At 45.7% G+C, this 16,368-nt stretch carries 16 protein-coding genes; all 16 read right to left on the reverse strand.

Annotated features, from left to right (window positions below; all coding sequences use genetic code 11):
- Positions 1 to 17 precede the first annotated feature (17 nt).
- On the reverse strand, positions 18 to 785 hold the full coding sequence (locus MKX35_RS03020; protein ID WP_076300979.1) for a type III pantothenate kinase: 768 nt from the start codon (positions 783 to 785) through the stop codon (positions 18 to 20).
- A complete protein-coding gene (gene nadC / locus MKX35_RS03025) occupies positions 782 to 1,657 on the reverse strand; it encodes a carboxylating nicotinate-nucleotide diphosphorylase (protein ID WP_076300978.1) in 876 nt (291 codons plus the stop codon). The genes MKX35_RS03020 and nadC overlap by 4 nt, the downstream gene beginning before the upstream one ends.
- Positions 1,647 to 3,263, reverse strand: a complete 1,617-nt coding sequence (gene nadB, locus MKX35_RS03030) for an L-aspartate oxidase (protein WP_076300977.1) — start codon at positions 3,261 to 3,263, stop codon at positions 1,647 to 1,649. Before nadB ends, nadC begins: the two co-directional genes overlap by 11 nt.
- A gap of 39 nt (positions 3,264 to 3,302) precedes the next feature.
- Positions 3,303 to 4,241, reverse strand: a complete 939-nt coding sequence (gene nadA / locus MKX35_RS03035) for a quinolinate synthase NadA (RefSeq protein WP_042183878.1) — start codon at positions 4,239 to 4,241, stop codon at positions 3,303 to 3,305.
- Positions 4,242 to 4,499: 258 nt separating this feature from the next.
- Positions 4,500 to 6,554, reverse strand: coding sequence for an ATP-dependent zinc metalloprotease FtsH (gene ftsH, locus MKX35_RS03040; RefSeq protein ID WP_042183872.1), 2,055 nt, complete (start codon positions 6,552 to 6,554; stop codon positions 4,500 to 4,502).
- A gap of 109 nt (positions 6,555 to 6,663) precedes the next feature.
- On the reverse strand, positions 6,664 to 7,203 hold the full coding sequence (hpt, locus tag MKX35_RS03045; RefSeq protein WP_042183870.1) for a hypoxanthine phosphoribosyltransferase: 540 nt from the start codon (positions 7,201 to 7,203) through the stop codon (positions 6,664 to 6,666).
- Between the two features lie 46 nt (positions 7,204 to 7,249).
- On the reverse strand, positions 7,250 to 8,692 hold the full coding sequence (tilS, locus tag MKX35_RS03050; RefSeq protein WP_042183868.1) for a tRNA lysidine(34) synthetase TilS: 1,443 nt from the start codon (positions 8,690 to 8,692) through the stop codon (positions 7,250 to 7,252).
- Between the two features lie 36 nt (positions 8,693 to 8,728).
- Positions 8,729 to 9,667 carry a serine/threonine protein kinase gene (locus tag MKX35_RS03055; RefSeq protein ID WP_076300976.1) on the reverse strand — a complete coding sequence of 313 codons (939 nt, stop codon included), beginning with the start codon at positions 9,665 to 9,667 and terminating at the stop codon, positions 8,729 to 8,731.
- Positions 9,657 to 10,403, reverse strand: a complete 747-nt coding sequence (locus MKX35_RS03060; RefSeq protein ID WP_042183866.1) for a VWA domain-containing protein — start codon at positions 10,401 to 10,403, stop codon at positions 9,657 to 9,659. Before MKX35_RS03060 ends, MKX35_RS03055 begins: the two co-directional genes overlap by 11 nt.
- Before the next feature lie 514 nt (positions 10,404 to 10,917).
- Positions 10,918 to 13,425: a stage II sporulation protein E gene (gene spoIIE / locus MKX35_RS03065; RefSeq protein ID WP_076300975.1), complete on the reverse strand. Its 2,508-nt coding sequence runs from the start codon at positions 13,423 to 13,425 to the stop codon at positions 10,918 to 10,920.
- A 343-nt stretch (positions 13,426 to 13,768) separates the two neighbouring features.
- Positions 13,769 to 14,269, reverse strand: a complete 501-nt coding sequence (locus tag MKX35_RS03070; RefSeq protein WP_036678766.1) for a S1 domain-containing RNA-binding protein — start codon at positions 14,267 to 14,269, stop codon at positions 13,769 to 13,771.
- Between the two features lie 124 nt (positions 14,270 to 14,393).
- The gene (locus MKX35_RS03075; RefSeq protein ID WP_042183861.1) at positions 14,394 to 14,729 is read right to left on the reverse strand and encodes an FtsB family cell division protein; all 336 of its coding nucleotides are present in this window, start codon (positions 14,727 to 14,729) and stop codon (positions 14,394 to 14,396) included.
- Positions 14,730 to 14,752: 23 nt separating this feature from the next.
- Positions 14,753 to 15,316 carry a spore cortex biosynthesis protein YabQ gene (yabQ, locus tag MKX35_RS03080; RefSeq protein ID WP_076286874.1) on the reverse strand — a complete coding sequence of 188 codons (564 nt, stop codon included), beginning with the start codon at positions 15,314 to 15,316 and terminating at the stop codon, positions 14,753 to 14,755.
- On the reverse strand, positions 15,313 to 15,597 hold the full coding sequence (gene yabP / locus MKX35_RS03085) for a sporulation protein YabP (protein ID WP_042123140.1): 285 nt from the start codon (positions 15,595 to 15,597) through the stop codon (positions 15,313 to 15,315). The genes yabQ and yabP overlap by 4 nt, the downstream gene beginning before the upstream one ends.
- Positions 15,598 to 15,742: 145 nt before the next feature.
- A complete protein-coding gene (locus MKX35_RS03090) occupies positions 15,743 to 16,021 on the reverse strand; it encodes an RNA-binding S4 domain-containing protein (RefSeq protein ID WP_042183857.1) in 279 nt (92 codons plus the stop codon).
- Positions 16,021 to 16,293, reverse strand: a complete 273-nt coding sequence (locus MKX35_RS03095) for an HU family DNA-binding protein (RefSeq protein ID WP_036678778.1) — start codon at positions 16,291 to 16,293, stop codon at positions 16,021 to 16,023. Before MKX35_RS03095 ends, MKX35_RS03090 begins: the two co-directional genes overlap by 1 nt.
- Positions 16,294 to 16,368: the final 75 nt, after the last annotated feature.

Below are 16,368 nucleotides of genomic sequence, written 5' to 3' on the forward strand. Positions count from 1 at the left end.
TTTAGGCTTCTTTATCTTTATTGGTTACGGTCATAAATAATTCGTAATCCTTCTAGTGTTAACATAGGATTTACTTCGTCGATACAATCCGTCTCCCCCGCAATTAGCGAAGCGAGGCCTCCAGTAGAAATAACCTTCAGTTCCGGAGCGTTCATCTCGATTTTGATACGCTTTACAATCCCCTCGACTTGGCCTGCATACCCAAAAATAATACCAGCCTGCATAGCGTGAACTGTATTACGTCCGATAACCTTTTTAGGCTTCTCCAACTCAATTCGTGGCAGTTTCGACGCCCGCTGGTATAAGGCCTCTGTAGAAATAACAAGACCCGGAACAATCGCTCCTCCAAGATAATTAGCCCCTGCATCGATACAGTCGAAGGTCGTAGCCGTACCAAAATCAACAACAACAAGCGGACATTTATATTTTTCAATCGCAGCCACAGCATTAACAATCCGGTCTGCGCCAATCTCACGCGGATTCTCATAGCGAAGATTAAGTCCCGTTTTTATCCCTGGTCCTACGAGTAACGGATCTTTGCCTATATACTTTATACACATATCCACGATAGTCTTAACCAGAGGTGGAACTACCGAGGATATAATTACACCTTCCACATCTTTAACAGAGATCCCTGACATCTGAAAAAGATTGTGTATCAGCACTCCATATTCGTCCACGGTGGATTGGCGCGCAGTACTTAGCCGAAAATGATGTAACAATTCGCGCTTTCTGTATACACCGAGAACAATATTGGTATTACCGACATCGACAGCAAGCATCATGATGAGGACCCTTCCTTCTTGGCATTAAGGTCTAGACTAATATCCAGACTGGAAAAGGAGTACGTAAGGCGTCCTACAGAAATCACATCCACACCTGTTTCTGCGATCCCACGAACCGTTTCTAACGATACATTGCCGGAGGCCTCTGTCTTGACATGTGGAGCTTTAGCTTTAATCCTAGCCACCGCTTGCTTCATCATCTCGTTAGACATATTATCAAGCATAATAATATCAGCACCTGCTGCCAGCGCCTCTTCGACTTGCTCTAAGTTCTCAGTCTCTACTTCAATGCTCATCGTATGTGGAATGTTCTTCCGCGCACGACCTACTGCCTGCCTAATACCACCTGCACCTTTGATATGATTGTCCTTGATCATAACCGCATCATATAGACCAAAGCGATGATTAAAGCCTCCACCAACACGAACTGCATATTTTTCCAGCATACGATGTCCTGGTGTAGTCTTACGTGTATCTACTAGACGAGTCGTTAATCCATCGAGCACCTGTACGAAAGATGACGTACGTGATGCTACACCGGAAAGACGCTGCATCAAGTTGAGTGCAAGCCGTTCACCCGTAAGAATTGCATGTGTGCTTCCCTCTACCTCAATAATTACAGTCCCTTTTGTCACTGCCTGACCTTCTTCTACAAGGGCTGTAAAGCTAAGCGTAGGATCAACAATTTCAAAAACCAACTCTGCAATCGGGATACCACAAATTACGCCATCTTCTTTAGCATGAATAATCCCTTTAGATTCATGGCCAACAGGTATTGTCATTTGTGTTGTTACATCACCGGAACCGACATCTTCCCGCAGCCAAGCCTTAATGGATTGTACTAATTCTTCATTGTAACCATTAAACATCATCGCTTAATTCCTCCACTATTCCCAGATCGCGAATTTGAAGCAGGTGCTTGCGCCACTGATCATCACTTCGCTGCGGGTAATCCTCACGGTAATGTGCCCCGCGACTCTCTTCCCGTGCTAGAGCAGACTCTGTCACGAGCAAACAGCAGGTCAGCATATTAGCGAACTCGTATTCCTCGCGTTTAGTCAATACGGATCCAAAGATGGGTAGCTGCCGTTTCAATTCTTCTATTCCCTTAGACAAGGTCTGTTCATTACGCCGTAATCCGGCATATCGAACCATTACCTTTTGTAGCTTCAAACGGCGTTCCACAATAGCTTGAGTTGGCGAATCAACACGCCCTTCGTTGCTACTAACTGATGTAACATCACGACCAAGCGGAGATATTTGGCGAATCCGCTCAATAATACGATGTCCAAAAACAACTGCTTCTGATAATGAATTGCTTGCTAATCGATTAGCCCCATGTACGCCTGTGGAAGAAACCTCCCCGCAAGCAAACAAGCGAGGAATCGTACTCTCCCCATTCAGATCGGTCTTAATGCCCCCCATCATATAATGCGCAGCTGGAGCCACTGGAATCCAATCACTTGTAATATCCAGTCCATAGCCCATACAGGTCTCATGTATTGTAGGGAAACGATGCTTCACCATTTCTGGGGATTCATGCGTAATATCCAAATAGACAAACGTTGACTTTGTAAGTTCCATTTCACTTACAATAGCCCGAGCTACAATATCTCGTGGGGCTAGCTCAAGTAACTCATGATATCGTTCCATGAACCGCTCTCCATTAATATTGCGCAATACTGCTCCTTCCCCACGAACTGCTTCGGAGATTAGGAATCTAGGAGCTCCAGGATAACTCAATGCTGTAGGATGAAATTGAATAAATTCCATATCTCGTATATGAGCCCCGGCACGATAAGCAATGGCTACCCCGTCGCCTGTAGCTACTTCAGGGTTGGTAGTGTATCTAAATAATTGTCCTGCACCGCCAGAGCACAAAATAGTCGCATCCCCTTGCAGGAATAACCGTCCGCCGCCGGGACGCTGCAACAATGCGCCTACACATTCTCCACCTTCAGTGATGAGATCAATGACATAATGATCATCCCACACCTCAATGTTCTCATGTTCAGCTACCTGTTCAGCCAAGGCACGAACAATCTCATAACCTGTAGCATCTCCATTAGCATGCAAAATACGACGGTGACTATGCGCTCCTTCCTGCGTCAAAGCCAGTACCCCATCTTCCTTATCAAAAAGAGTACCTAAACGAATTAGCTCATGAACTCTATCTGGTCCTTCATTAACAAGTGCATCGACAGCTGTGGATGAGCACAGACCTGCTCCCGCCATTAATGTATCCTGCCGGTGGTAAGCAGGGGAATCGTCCTCAGCTATTACAGCTGCGATCCCCCCCTGTGCATAGCGAGTATTACTCTCCATTACTGATTTCTTTGTGATCATAATGACACGCCGATCTTCACTAGCTTTAATAGCTGTGAACAATCCGGCAATCCCTGAACCGATAACAATACAATCTGTCTTTACTTTAGGAATATCCCGAAGATCAAAATCAACCAAATATTGTGGAATCATGACCGCGTTTCACCTGTTTCAACGAAAGAGTAGCGCATACTACCGGACTTGTAGCATGCGCTCTAGGGAAGTTCTGGCTTTGTCGGCGACAGCAGGCGGTACATAGATTTGTGGCTTCATCGTCTCCAGGCATTTCACCAGTTTTTTTAGATTGTTAACTTTCATATTAGGACAAACAAGAAATTTTGTAGCAAAATGGAATTCTTTATCCGGACTATCTTTACGAAGCTGATATCCTGTACCATCCTCAGTTCCAACGATAAATTGCTTACGGTCAGATTTCCGGCAATACTCGAGAATGGATGTAGTACTACCTACATAATCACCCATGGCCACTACTTCCGGACGACATTCTGGATGAACTACAAATTCTGCTTCTGGGTATTTCGCTCTCATTTCTACTACATCTTTAACAGTCAACATATCATGAGTGTTGCAATAGCCTTCCCAGATAATCAGTTTTTTGCCGGTCTGATCTTGTACGTATTGACCAAGATTCTTATCGGGTACCCAGATAATTTCTTCAGCATCGAGGGATTCGATTACTTTCACGGCATTGGCAGAGGTACAACAGATATCAGTTTCCGCTTTAATCTCTGCAGACGAGTTGATGTAAGTCACCACTTTAGCATTTGGATGTTGCGCTTTAAGCTTACGCAAACCGTCTACATTGACCATATCAGCCATTGGGCAGCCTGCACGTTCATCAGGAATAAGGACGGTTTTGTTTGGAGCCAGAATTTTAGCACTTTCCCCCATGAAATGAACACCGCAGAATACAATAACCTCTGCATCAGTCTCTGCAGCCTTCTGAGCGAGTAAAAAAGAGTCTCCCCGGAAATCAGCAACCTCCTGAATTTCATCACGTTGATAATAATGAGCTAAAATGATTGCGTTTCTTTCCTTCTTAAGCTGTTCAAGACGTATACGAAGTTCTCGATTCTGTTCCTGCTTACGCTCAAGTGCCAGAGCTTCCACCGATTGTTCTCCCCCTTAAATCTTCGCGGCTTTACGCCGGTGCGATGTAATCAAATGGCATGAGCCATCATCCGAAAAAATGAATAAGCTGATGTTAATAGTAAGTAATATTAATCACTAATGTACACAACGTTCCAGCCCCTGTCAATGTGACTAGACAGGCTTCTAAGCATGAAATTACCTAAAAATTAAAATAAAAAATCCGGAGAGCAATTACGCTCTCCGGATTAATTTACATCTTATGAATAGTGATCCTGCTTAGGTAAGGCTAGTTCCGCCGCCTTTATTGTCATCATCAGATCCGTCATTACCCTCAGATTCAGGTTTGTTCGGGATTTCCTTTGATAGGTTCGGAGGCGTGGAATCAGTATCTTCAGACTTGCCTTGAATGCGGACACGCACATCACCGATATTATCAATGACAGGTTCGCCAACTTCAAGCGCAACGCCTTCGCCACCCTCAGCCTTACCATCTTCAGAAAGGAATCCTTGTTCAATCAGCTCTTTAATCTGATCAAGCTCAAGTGTTTCCTTCTCAAGTAACGTATTGGCAATCAGGTGCATTTCTTTAGAGTATTTGAGCAACAGTTCTTTACAACGTTCGTAGCTCGAAGTAATAAAGTTCTGCATTTCTTGATCAATCTCATAAGCAATGGAATCACTATAATTCTGTTCATGCCCAATATCACGACCCAAGAATACTTGGCCTTGAGAAGAGCCGAACTGCATAGGTCCAAGCTTATCGCTCATACCGTACTCCATGATCATGGCACGCACGATGCGCGTAGCCTGTTGGAAGTCACTGTATGCGCCCGTACCGATCTCACCAATAAACAATTCTTCGGCAACACGTCCACCAAGTAATCCAGTAACCTTATCCAAAAGCTCCTGCTTGGTAACGATCATCCGATCTTCCTTCGGAAGCATAATAACATATCCGCCGGCACGTCCGCGTGGGATAATTGTAACTTTATGCACCATATCAGCATGCTCAAGGAAATAACCAGCTATAGTATGGCCTGCTTCATGGTAAGCAACAATGCGTTTCTCACGGTCACTGATAACCCGACTACGTTTCTCAGTACCCACGATAACACGGTCAATGGCTTCATCCACTTCAATCATGGAAATATCTTTGCGGTTACGACGTGCAGCTAGCAATGCTGCCTCATTTAGCAGATTCTCTAGATCAGCACCCGTGAATCCAGTTGTGCGTTTAGCAACAACATCCAGTCTTACATCTTTCGTAAGTGGCTTGTTACGAGCGTGAACCTTAAGTACAGCTTCACGGCCTTTTACGTCAGGGCGGTCAACCGTAATTTGACGGTCAAAACGTCCTGGACGAAGTAATGCAGGATCAAGTATATCAGCACGGTTAGTTGCCGCAACAATAATAATGCCTTCGTTACCACCGAATCCATCCATCTCAACCAGCAATTGGTTAAGTGTCTGCTCGCGCTCGTCATGTCCGCCGCCGAGTCCGGCGCCGCGTTGACGACCCACAGCATCAATTTCATCAATGAAGATAATACATGGCGCGTTCTTCTTAGCGTTCTCGAACAAATCACGTACCCGAGAAGCACCGACACCCACGAACATTTCTACAAAATCGGAACCGGAAATACTAAAGAAAGGAACACCGGCTTCACCTGCTACTGCACGTGCAAGCAATGTTTTACCTGTTCCCGGAGGGCCTACAAGCAGTACGCCTTTAGGGATACGTGCACCGACAGCTGCAAATTTGCGCGGATCTTTCAGGAACTCAACGACTTCGACAAGCTCTTGCTTCTCTTCGTCCGCCCCTGCAACATCCTCGAAGCTGATTTTCTTCTTCTCTTCATTATATAACCGAGCCTTGCTCTTGCCGAAATTCATGACTTTACCGCCGCCACCTTGCGCCTGGTTAAACAGGAAGAAGAACAAGATGAACATAATGACTAGCGGGATAATAGAAGAAAGGAATGTCAGCCAAATGCTGGTACCTTCCATTTTCTTCTGAGTTAATTCAATCCCATTAACATCACTGGCTTGAATCAGTTCATTAATAGCAGCATCTGTTGGAGGAATATATGTGGAGAAGCTTTTCGATTTAGTATCGGCAGGCAACTCTCTATATTCGCCTGTAACTAAAAAGGCATTACCCTCAAACTGAACCGTCAAATCCTTCACATTGTTGCTCTTGATCTCCTGCCGTAACTCGTCGTATCTAGGGAAATCGGCGGCTTCATTTCCATTGCTCACAAACTGGACAATACCCACCACGACTAAAAATAAAATCAAATAAAAACCAGAATTCCGGATGAACCGATTCATCCCCTACCTCCTCTCGCAACACTCAAGTTATTGTACCATAGCCTCTTGGGACACCTCAAATAAAGGAAGCCAAGGGTGCCCGATCCGTATGATCAAGGCAATCAATAGTTCAATTGGAATAAATCTCAGGCTTCAGTACTCCAACATATGGGAGGTTCCGATACCGCTCGGCATAATCCAATCCGTAGCCTACTACAAATTCGTCTGGCAACACGAAGCCTGTATAGCTGGCTTCCAGATTAACCGTACGACCTGAGGGCTTATCAAACAAGGTAACCACATTGATAGAAGCAGCATTGCGGTTGCGGAGTAGCTCAATCAAATAGCTGAGCGTAAGGCCACTGTCAATAATATCTTCAACGATCAAGATATCGCGGCCTTCTACCGATACATCTAAATCCTTAATAATTTTGACAACACCAGAGGACTTGGTGGATGCTCCATAGCTAGATACTGCCATGAAATCCATCTCAACAGGTACTGTAATGGCTTTAACCAGATCTGCCATAAATATAAACGCGCCTTTTAGTACACAAATGACTAAAGGGGTACGTCCTGCGTATTCTTCGCTCAGTGTTCGACCGAGCTCCTTAATTTTCTGCTGAAGTTCCTCTTCGGTGATCAAGACTTCTTGAATATCATTTTGCAACTTGCGAAACCTCCTAAGTTATACTATGAAAGACTTACATCGACCATTACGTTTCTTCACGGTCATCCAGCTCTGCTAGAGACAATAGAAGTACCGAGGTCGTTTGCCGCCCTACTGCGGCATGCATCGAGCGTCTTACGCCCGGAATCCAGACGATATTGCCCAAACCATCACAAACGAGGGGGATCATTGAGCGTTCAGCAGCAGGTATTTTATCATCAATATAAATATCTTTTACCTTTTTGCTTCCGTTTAATCCCATGACTCTTATGGTATCTCCAGGCAATCGGGAACGTATCGTTAGTGGAAAGACCAATTCATCACGGTCAAACCAAGCCGACATCTTCCCATAATCCTCCCCCTGTACAAAAAAGTTTTCTCTCTCCAGCACCGCCATCGACATCACCTTACCTATTTCCTCCAGCTTAAGCTCGGAATCCGGTAAAAACAGACGATATGTATAGCTTGCCTGTTGCTGCGCGGGCTTGGACGAGAACAAGATGATATCATATTGCCGCACACAAGTCAGGCCTCCACCTAAATCCAAACTCCAGGTGGTGGGATAGCTCTGCAGCGTTCCCCGACGTACAGATTCAATCTTGGAGAAATCAAGGGCAGATAGATCCGCCGACAGATAATTTAATATTAGTTTAATCAAACGCCGTTGTAAAGCGGAGGGTATGGCCGCAAATGAAGCTCTGTTAAAGGTATATTTCCCTTCCCCTTCCGAAACCAGCTCCTCAAAGCATTTTACCGCAGATGCCTCCATATATTCATCCTCAGCTCCTGCAATTTCCGCAAGCTGCACAAGTGACTGTCTCACTCTGCCGTTATACCTTTCCAGAAAAGGAAGAACTTCCAATCGAACAGCATTCCGCTTGTATTTCGTCAGCAGATTAGTGGCATCCTCGGCATAGGTGAAACCTTCATTCTGACATAACCCAAGAAGAGCCGTTTTGTTAATACGTAGGAATGGACGAATGAGTTCCACCTTTTTTTCTGTTCTTTTCCACTTGATACCGGACAGCCCCGATAAACCGCTTCCTCGCAATAGACGCATAATCACCGTTTCTGCCTGATCATCCGCATGATGAGCCAGAGCAACAGAGCGCGCCCCATAACGGTGTGCGGTATCAATCAGAAATTCGTATCGCTTCTCGCGTGCTGTCCCCTCAGGGCCGAGTCCACTCTCTTTAGCCAAAGAGGGAATATCGAATTCTGCCAACTCAAAGGGCAGTCCCAATTGTTCAGCCATACCACGTACTAGCTCTGCCTCTTCCTTAGACTCCGCTCTAAATCCGTGATTCACATGAGCGCATATTAAGGTAAGTGGCATAACGTTTAAAGCTATTTCATGCAAAACATGCAAAAGAGCCACAGAATCCGGGCCGCCGGAAACTGCGACTACAATGGTGTCATGGGGCGCCCACAGCTCGTGCTCGGCTGCTGACTCCAATACTGACTCCACCAGTCCATTCATTTGCTCCATATGCGGCCCCCCTTCTCTCTAACTATATGTATAAGTTCAAAACCGAAATACCCAATAAATTGTAAAGGCAAGCACAAACAAGGATACCCCAAAAGCATTTTTGAGCCAGCGAGGTGTGTCCATACTATCAGGACGCTTTCTACGCGAATTGTAAATATGGTTTCGCCAGAGCTCTGTAGCATCAGCGGAACCGGTGAAACCTCCTTTTAACGCCAAACAAATCCAAGAGGATAGTTTCTTGTCGGGTAGATTTCTAGCCAGCTTAAACAGCTCATCTACACTTCTTGTCTGCGGCAGCTGTAGCGCAGCTTTCTTGAGCCCCTCTTCATTCAAAAGACGGAGGCACAGTACAGCAAAAGCGAATAGATCATAACCCTCATCACTCGTGCGGCTGCCTGCATTCCAAAAGCCACGGTCATGCCATTCGGTAAACTGCTTCACACTGCGACCAATAGGACTTGTGCCCCCAAAGTCGATCAGCTCCACTTCGCCGTACTTTGATACCATGACGTTCTCCGGCTTCAAATCCCCGAACACAAAACCGCATTCATGCAGTGTGCGCAGCTTATCAAGCAGACCAAGCCCTACCAGGCCTAACCAGTCGGGACCGTTTTTCGATAAAAAATGATGCAGAGGTTTGCCTTCAACATACCTCATTACATAGAAGGGGACATTATCCCCATTCGCAAAATCATCCGCTTCCAAAAAATAAGAAGACAATGGATTCTCACGACGAGCACGATGCTCATTCCGCTTTCGCCGTGATTGCAGCGAGGTTAGTACATTGATCTCCGATTGAAGTTCAAGTGTATCGTATCCGATTTTTAGCGCGTACTTTTCCCGTCTGCCTTCTCTTTGCACAAGATATACGGTTCCGTTCGCGCCCCTTCCCAGCATCCGCTCAACGACATAACGGTTACCCCGCCATTTGCCGTTAATTAAGGTACCAGTAGGATAGGACGGATTAGACGACATACCCACCAATCATCCCTTCTCTTTCGTCGTGGTCATCACTTAGTCGGCGTCCACGATGTTCATCCAGTGTATCATAACGATAATGTTCAAGCACCTTGAAAATAGCTGGACCCGTCGGTGTCGCGCCTCTCATGTGTAATTTAGAGAATAACGTACGAATACCTGACATGTCATGGGTCCAATCTAGATCAAGCTTGGCATCTTCGCTGCTGTTATTTCCAGGATAATGGAACACAGCAATCTCACTCTTACCTTCCCGTGCTTCCAAACTGAGCGCCAAATCGCGGATAGCATCTTCCACAGCACCCAGTTTAGGTTTCATACTAGCACTGGCATCGATAAGAAGTGCAATGCGCAACGGTGTTGTTTCTGTCAGTTCATCTACAACTGTAACAACCTGTGAACGTTGAACAGGAGGTAACTGATCCAATGAGCCATCGCCTAGTATCTTTTTTACCTCTTTATTAACCGCCTGCTGGATCGTCTGAACCACGGTCTTGCGTGTCATCATCTGAATCGTCTGCGCCAGTTGTGGCGTTCCGACTATTCGGCTAAGGCCTCCCCCGGCCTTGGCAATGTCGGCAATCTCCCGGCTTCCGAGCTCGCCGATCGTACCATAATCAACTACACCAACCACATTTACGGTGATTCCCTCCTGCAGGGCATGCGCCGCTGCCAACACCGGACTTTCTCCTACATTCGAACAACCGTCAGTAATGAGCATAATTTGCTTCATAACCCTCAACTCCCCCTTTGTTTGAACCTCTGTTTCTAGCATATCCAGAAATGAGAGATTTCAAACGGTCGCTTTTGTTGGGGAAATTTGTGATCTGAACTAAGGGGATAGTGAATAGGGGAACTGCGAGAAATGTTTGGGCTTTCGATCGCTGTTATTATTTGATTTCTCTATTAAAACCGCCTTCTGCGGTTGAAATCAAATAATAAAGGCGAACGCTCCGCTTCTACAGCTCCAAACTTTCTCTCCGTTCCGTACCTTCACTAGTAAACAGTTTAGATCTAAAAAATTACGCTCCAAAGTCAGCGAACCTTTGAAACGTAAATAGTAGAGGCCGGCGAGTTTCACATCACAGACTCGCCTCGACTACCATTCAAGCACGGCACTATGCCCGTGCTTCAAACCTTTAACAATCAGCACGACGCCTTGCGCGTACTAAAACATACAAGCAACACGACGCTTCGCGCGTGCTAAAACATACAGGCAATACGACACTTCGCGCGTGCCCAACCATCTAACTCACCGTACGCGGACGCTCCATTCGGCCAACACCAGGCATATGCAGGCTGGACCACTCTGGGTGGAAATGATCTACACGACTTACAACAATCGTCATGTCATCATGGATCTCATTGCCCTGATAACGAATTACCTTATCTAACAGGCTATCCGCCAAATCTTGAGGATCATCCCCCTCGAGCTCTTGGATCAACCGTTTCATCCATATCTCCTTATTAACGGCATATCCTGGCGCATCATAAATACCATCCGTCATCATAATCAAAATATCACCGGCCCGAAGCTGCATGCTAATCAGATCCACATCGATATCTTTAATGATTCCTATAGGCAGATTGCTAGAGGTTATTGGAATGACCTCACTACCCCTCCGGATAAAGCTCGGTGCGGAAGCAATCTTCATAAAAGTTGTCTGCGCGGAATACTGATCGATCAAAGCCATGTCAACGGTAGCATAGAACTCGTCAGGAGAACGTAATAAGAGAATAGAGTTTACCGACTTTACAGCCAACTTCTCATCCATACCGGACTGCAGTAGCTTTTCTAACATACCGAGGGCGGCACTACTCTCCATTCTCGCCCGCTCACCATTTCCCATTCCATCGCTAATGGATACTGCAAAGGTGCCGTTTCCAAGCTCTACGGTACTGAAGCTATCGCCAGATAACATATCTCCTCCTTTAGAAACAACGGCCACTCCTGTGTTTATCTCAAAGGCTTTGGCTGAACCGAAGGTAACCATCGACAATCCTTCCCGAGGATGGACTGCCGTCTCGCTCATGACAGCAATATTCTCATCTAGTATGTCGGAAAGGAGCGGAGCGATCATTTTACGGCATTCATCAAAACCACGAGTATAGGCATGCACCACCTCTATTTCTACACGCCCAGGATCTAAGCTTAGGATTTCGATACTATGAATAGACAGCCCTAATTTCTCCAATGTCTCACGGATTTGAGCTTCCTGACGATACATAGCCTGTCCCTCACGTTTTATTTCACGCGCCAGGTCCTCCATAACCTGTGACACGCCCGATAACTGCTCGGCAACAAATTGACGACTATCGTATATTTGTCTTTTCCATCGCATATCATGTTGGTAAAGATCATATTGTCCTTTCATGACTTCAAGTACTTCACCAGTTTTACCGCAAATCCGGCTCCATTCCGGAGGCAGCTGAGCTGCCGTAATATCAGGGCATTCCTCAACAGTAGTCATCATATCTGTCATATATCTATACGTCTGATAGAATTTTGCATCCCAGCAGTGGGAACGCCGAATGCATCCTGCACAAGCACCCTCTGTCACCGTACTCATGAAATCCTCCATCTCACGGTCTGACTTCCCTACTTCTCCGGCACGTGGAATCTGACCAAAGCTGCTCGACAGCTGCTGGAATACCTGTGAGAATTGCGTCACCCGTTCTGCCGTTAAATCCCTGACCCTTCGCGCATATTCGTGTTGCGATCGGCTATGATCTGACGTGCCAGGAACATATTTAGCAATGGCAGATATCATCGCCTTAGGCGTTATAAGAAATAGCACTACCGCTACGCAGGTTTCCCATGTTGAGGCCATCATATCACCCGGACCCGTAAAATAGACGGAAAGGATCGTGGATCCTAGCAACATCCCGATAGATACTGCACCTTTTCGACCACCCTGCATCATTCCCGCTAGCATTCCAGAAAAAGCAAGCAGGCTCATCTGATAGATAGCACTAATGTCCGCCAAACTGAGAATCAATCCTGTCACCACCCCAACAGCAGCCCCAAGAGGAGCCCCCCCTGCCATGGCGAAGAGTAGAATCAAATATCGTGACAATATATGCTCCAAAGACAAACCATTAAGGGTCCAGCCCACAAGGCCCGTCATTACTGAGGCAAGTAAGATAATAAGGCACAGAATCTCCTCGTTCCTGAGCGCTCTACTCTTTTGCTTATAGGTTAGTAAAGGCAGCGCTTGAATGAACACCAGTGTAAGCACAAAACCTAGTAAAGCATCTAGTGTTGTCATCATAAGCGGATACCAAGAAAGAGAAGGTCCAATAACAATCTGGAACAAGCCAACCATAAACGAAGACACGAACACCATAAGTGGTGCATAGGATAAATCTATTCGTTCATAACTTTCCAAGCCTTTATAAACTAAAAAGAAAATAATCAGCTCAGCAGTAGTAACCAAAGCTCCAGGGAATGGAGTAAAGAGACTTCCAGCTATAATGGCTGCAGCTACAGGTAGAATAGAGTCGCGACGCATAAACACAATGACGGCAAAGTATGCGACAGCAAAAGGGGATAGTTCGTCCAGAATCATGGCTCTACCCAGCAGAAACCCCATGAAACTGAGCAATAGCATCCATTTCTTCGCTGCTATTAGCTGAATATACCGCTGCTTCTGACCCCAAGCTGTAATACGCGTGCGCAATGCTTGTCTCTGCTTCTTATCTTCACTTCCTACTCTTGTCCACTCTGGCAAATTTACCACGTTGCTTTTACTCATTCCCCTACACCACCCGTTTAAGAATTTATGGTACTCATTATATAACCGGGGAATTGAGAAAGTTTGTCAGAAATGGAGGGACACACACAAGAAATTTCCGACAAAAAAGCCTTCATTCATGATCTGTAAAAAAGTGGTTCTATCCCTTGCGGGACGGTAGGTTGATTGGTTTCAAGATTGTTTACAACGTAATTTCACGCGCTGACGCGGCGGTCTTTCGTCAGCGATTGCCCTAGAGTTATGTGAGAATGACATGGATGCTGTCGGCAATTTTATATGACATGACAAAAAAACCGCAAGGGCGAAATGCCCCTGCGGTTATTTATGATGTACAGGTATTGGATTACACGCGTTTAGCTCCACGGCCTCCGCGCTTTCCTTCTGTGTTCTTCTTAATCGAAGATATCCGTTCTTCGCTGTCTTTCAGGAATCGCGACATTTTATCCTCGAATGAAGGTTTACCGGCTGCAGGCTTAAATGGACGCCCACCCCGTTCACGATTGAATCCACCGCCGCCTCCACCACTGCCGCCTCCACCGCCGAAACGGTCTCCGCCGCTAGGACGTTCTGGTCTTGGAGCTCTAGGCGGACGTACTTCCGATGCTGGCTTGTCAACAGCCTGCTTAATGGAAAGTCCGATCTTGCCGTCCTTATCGACGTTGATCACCTTGACTGTTACTACATCACTAATCTTCAGATGATCGTTAACATCCTTGACATAATTATCGGCGATTTCCGAGATGTGAACGAGACCTGTGACACCTCCTGACAGATCCACAAATGCTCCGAAATGCGTGATGCCTGTCACTTTGCCTTCTAACTTGGTGCCCACTTCAATTGCCATAGAATAAAATGATCCTCCCTTAAAAATATACAGACGAATATTAAGGTCATCCTGTCTGCGGTGATTTGATTATACAGTAAAGAGCAAAGCAAGGCAACAGAGTAAAAGCCTCTTTTCGCCGCTATTATTGCTCTGATTGCTCTGTTCGAATAGGAGTTTCCCCTTGAGGATAGATATTGTACCATTTACGTGCTAATTGGCCAATATACTCGTCATCATTAAGTCTGGATAATTCATATTTTAATTGAGTTAAAGATGCCATGACATCCTCACTAGTCTCCTGTTTCTTTGCAAGTTCCTCACCCTTGTCCGCAATGACCGCACTTTGAGCGAAGTAAGTATAACCCGCCCAACCAAAAAATACTGCCACAAAGACAATCCACATAAATCTTCTTCTCTTCGCGCCTGCGGCCGAATTTTTGCTATGATTACTTTTCTCTTCCGCAGTAAATCTGTTCATGCAACGTACCCCCTAATTCAAGGTCAGCGTTTCCGCCATTTGGTAATCCATTCAGTGATCTTCACAATCCAGGCGCTATGTGTCAGCCGCGATAACTGTGGAGAGATCCACCTAACAGGTAATACCCAAATTGGTTTGGTCAGACGCAGCAGAAGCTTAAAGATGAACCGCAGAATACGACCTAGTAGCTTTAGCAGCCCTAAAATAAATCGCCAAAGCCAGAGAAGAGGTGTACCTATCAGGATCTCCACAAGTCTCCACAGCAACCTGCACATATACTGAACCGATTGAATTAACCTTAACACAAAACGCCGCACCGTAACACTGAAGATTAAAAAATAGATCCATACTCCTAGAAACAAACCTAGAAAGACATAAAACCGCAATTGTCCTTGATTTCCGGCATACAGCATACGAAAAACGAGCAAGGCGGCCCAAAGCCAATACAGTAGATCTAGCATGGCATTCAGCCATTTGGGAAAATTGAACTTCAGCGACAGCACCCGGTAGCTGTCATAGGCCAGTCCCATTGCCAGCCCGGCCATGATCATGTAGAACAGCGTCACCCACTGGACTGCAGGATTCATTTAAATAGCTTACCGAGCAGACCTTTATTTTTGCCCTGCGATCCGGGATCGAGATAAATCAGGGAATGTACATTGCCCTCTAAGGACAACATTCCGTTCTCCAGACTTAAATTTTTGATATGTAAATGATTCCCGCGAATGGTGAGATGGCCGAGTTCTGTACGAAGCAAAAATTCCTCGCTGTCGAAGCTCTCCACATTTTGCACGCCCGTCAACTCCAGCTGCTTCCGACTGCGCATGTGCAGATCATGCTGTTTGTTTACCTTTCCTGGCTCGATCATAGCATGTACCCCTCCTTCATACCTCTAATCTATGGCAGAGGTAGAAGTTATAGAACATCCCGTCCCTCTAAAAAATAATAGAAACAAAAAGAAAAAAGAAGGCACAACTCTACAAAATGTAAAGTTATGCCTTCTTCTATTACTCTTACCAGTCCAGTCCGCTGCTTTTGGCAACAGGCTCTTCCCGAACTAGAGTATACATACCAGCGGCCTCGTCCTTGCGAGTCGTTTCGACCAGCTTTTCTACTTTAACCGTTACAAGCTTTTGTCCAAATTGTACAGTAATCTCGTCACCGATCTTAACTGCACTACTTGGTTTAGATTCCCGCCCGTTAATCAGTACCCGGCCTTGTTCGGACACATCCTTAGCCACTGTACGGCGCTTAATTAAACGGGACACTTTCAGGAATTTGTCAAGACGCATTAGTTAACGGCTTCTTTAAGCTTGTTACCAGCTTTGAAAGCCGGTACAGTCGATTCTGGAATTTCAATCGTTGTGCCCGTTTGCGGGTTGCGACCAGTGCGTCCTGCACGTTTGCGAGTTTCAAAAGTTCCGAAACCGATCAGTTGGACTTTATCACCTTTTGCCAAAGCTTCTGTAATCTCACCCAAGAATCCGTTCAATACTGCTTCTACATCTTTTTTTGCCAATCCGTTTTTCTCGGAAATGTTGTTTACCAAATCTGTCTTGTTCATAATTTAAAGTTCCTCCTAGGATACGAAAAAATAAATGAAACGAGAATCACCACCATAATATGGGGCGAATCGCAT

The organism is Paenibacillus sp. FSL R5-0923, from assembly GCF_038009145.1.
Lineage (GTDB): Bacteria > Bacillota > Bacilli > Paenibacillales > Paenibacillaceae > Paenibacillus_AQ.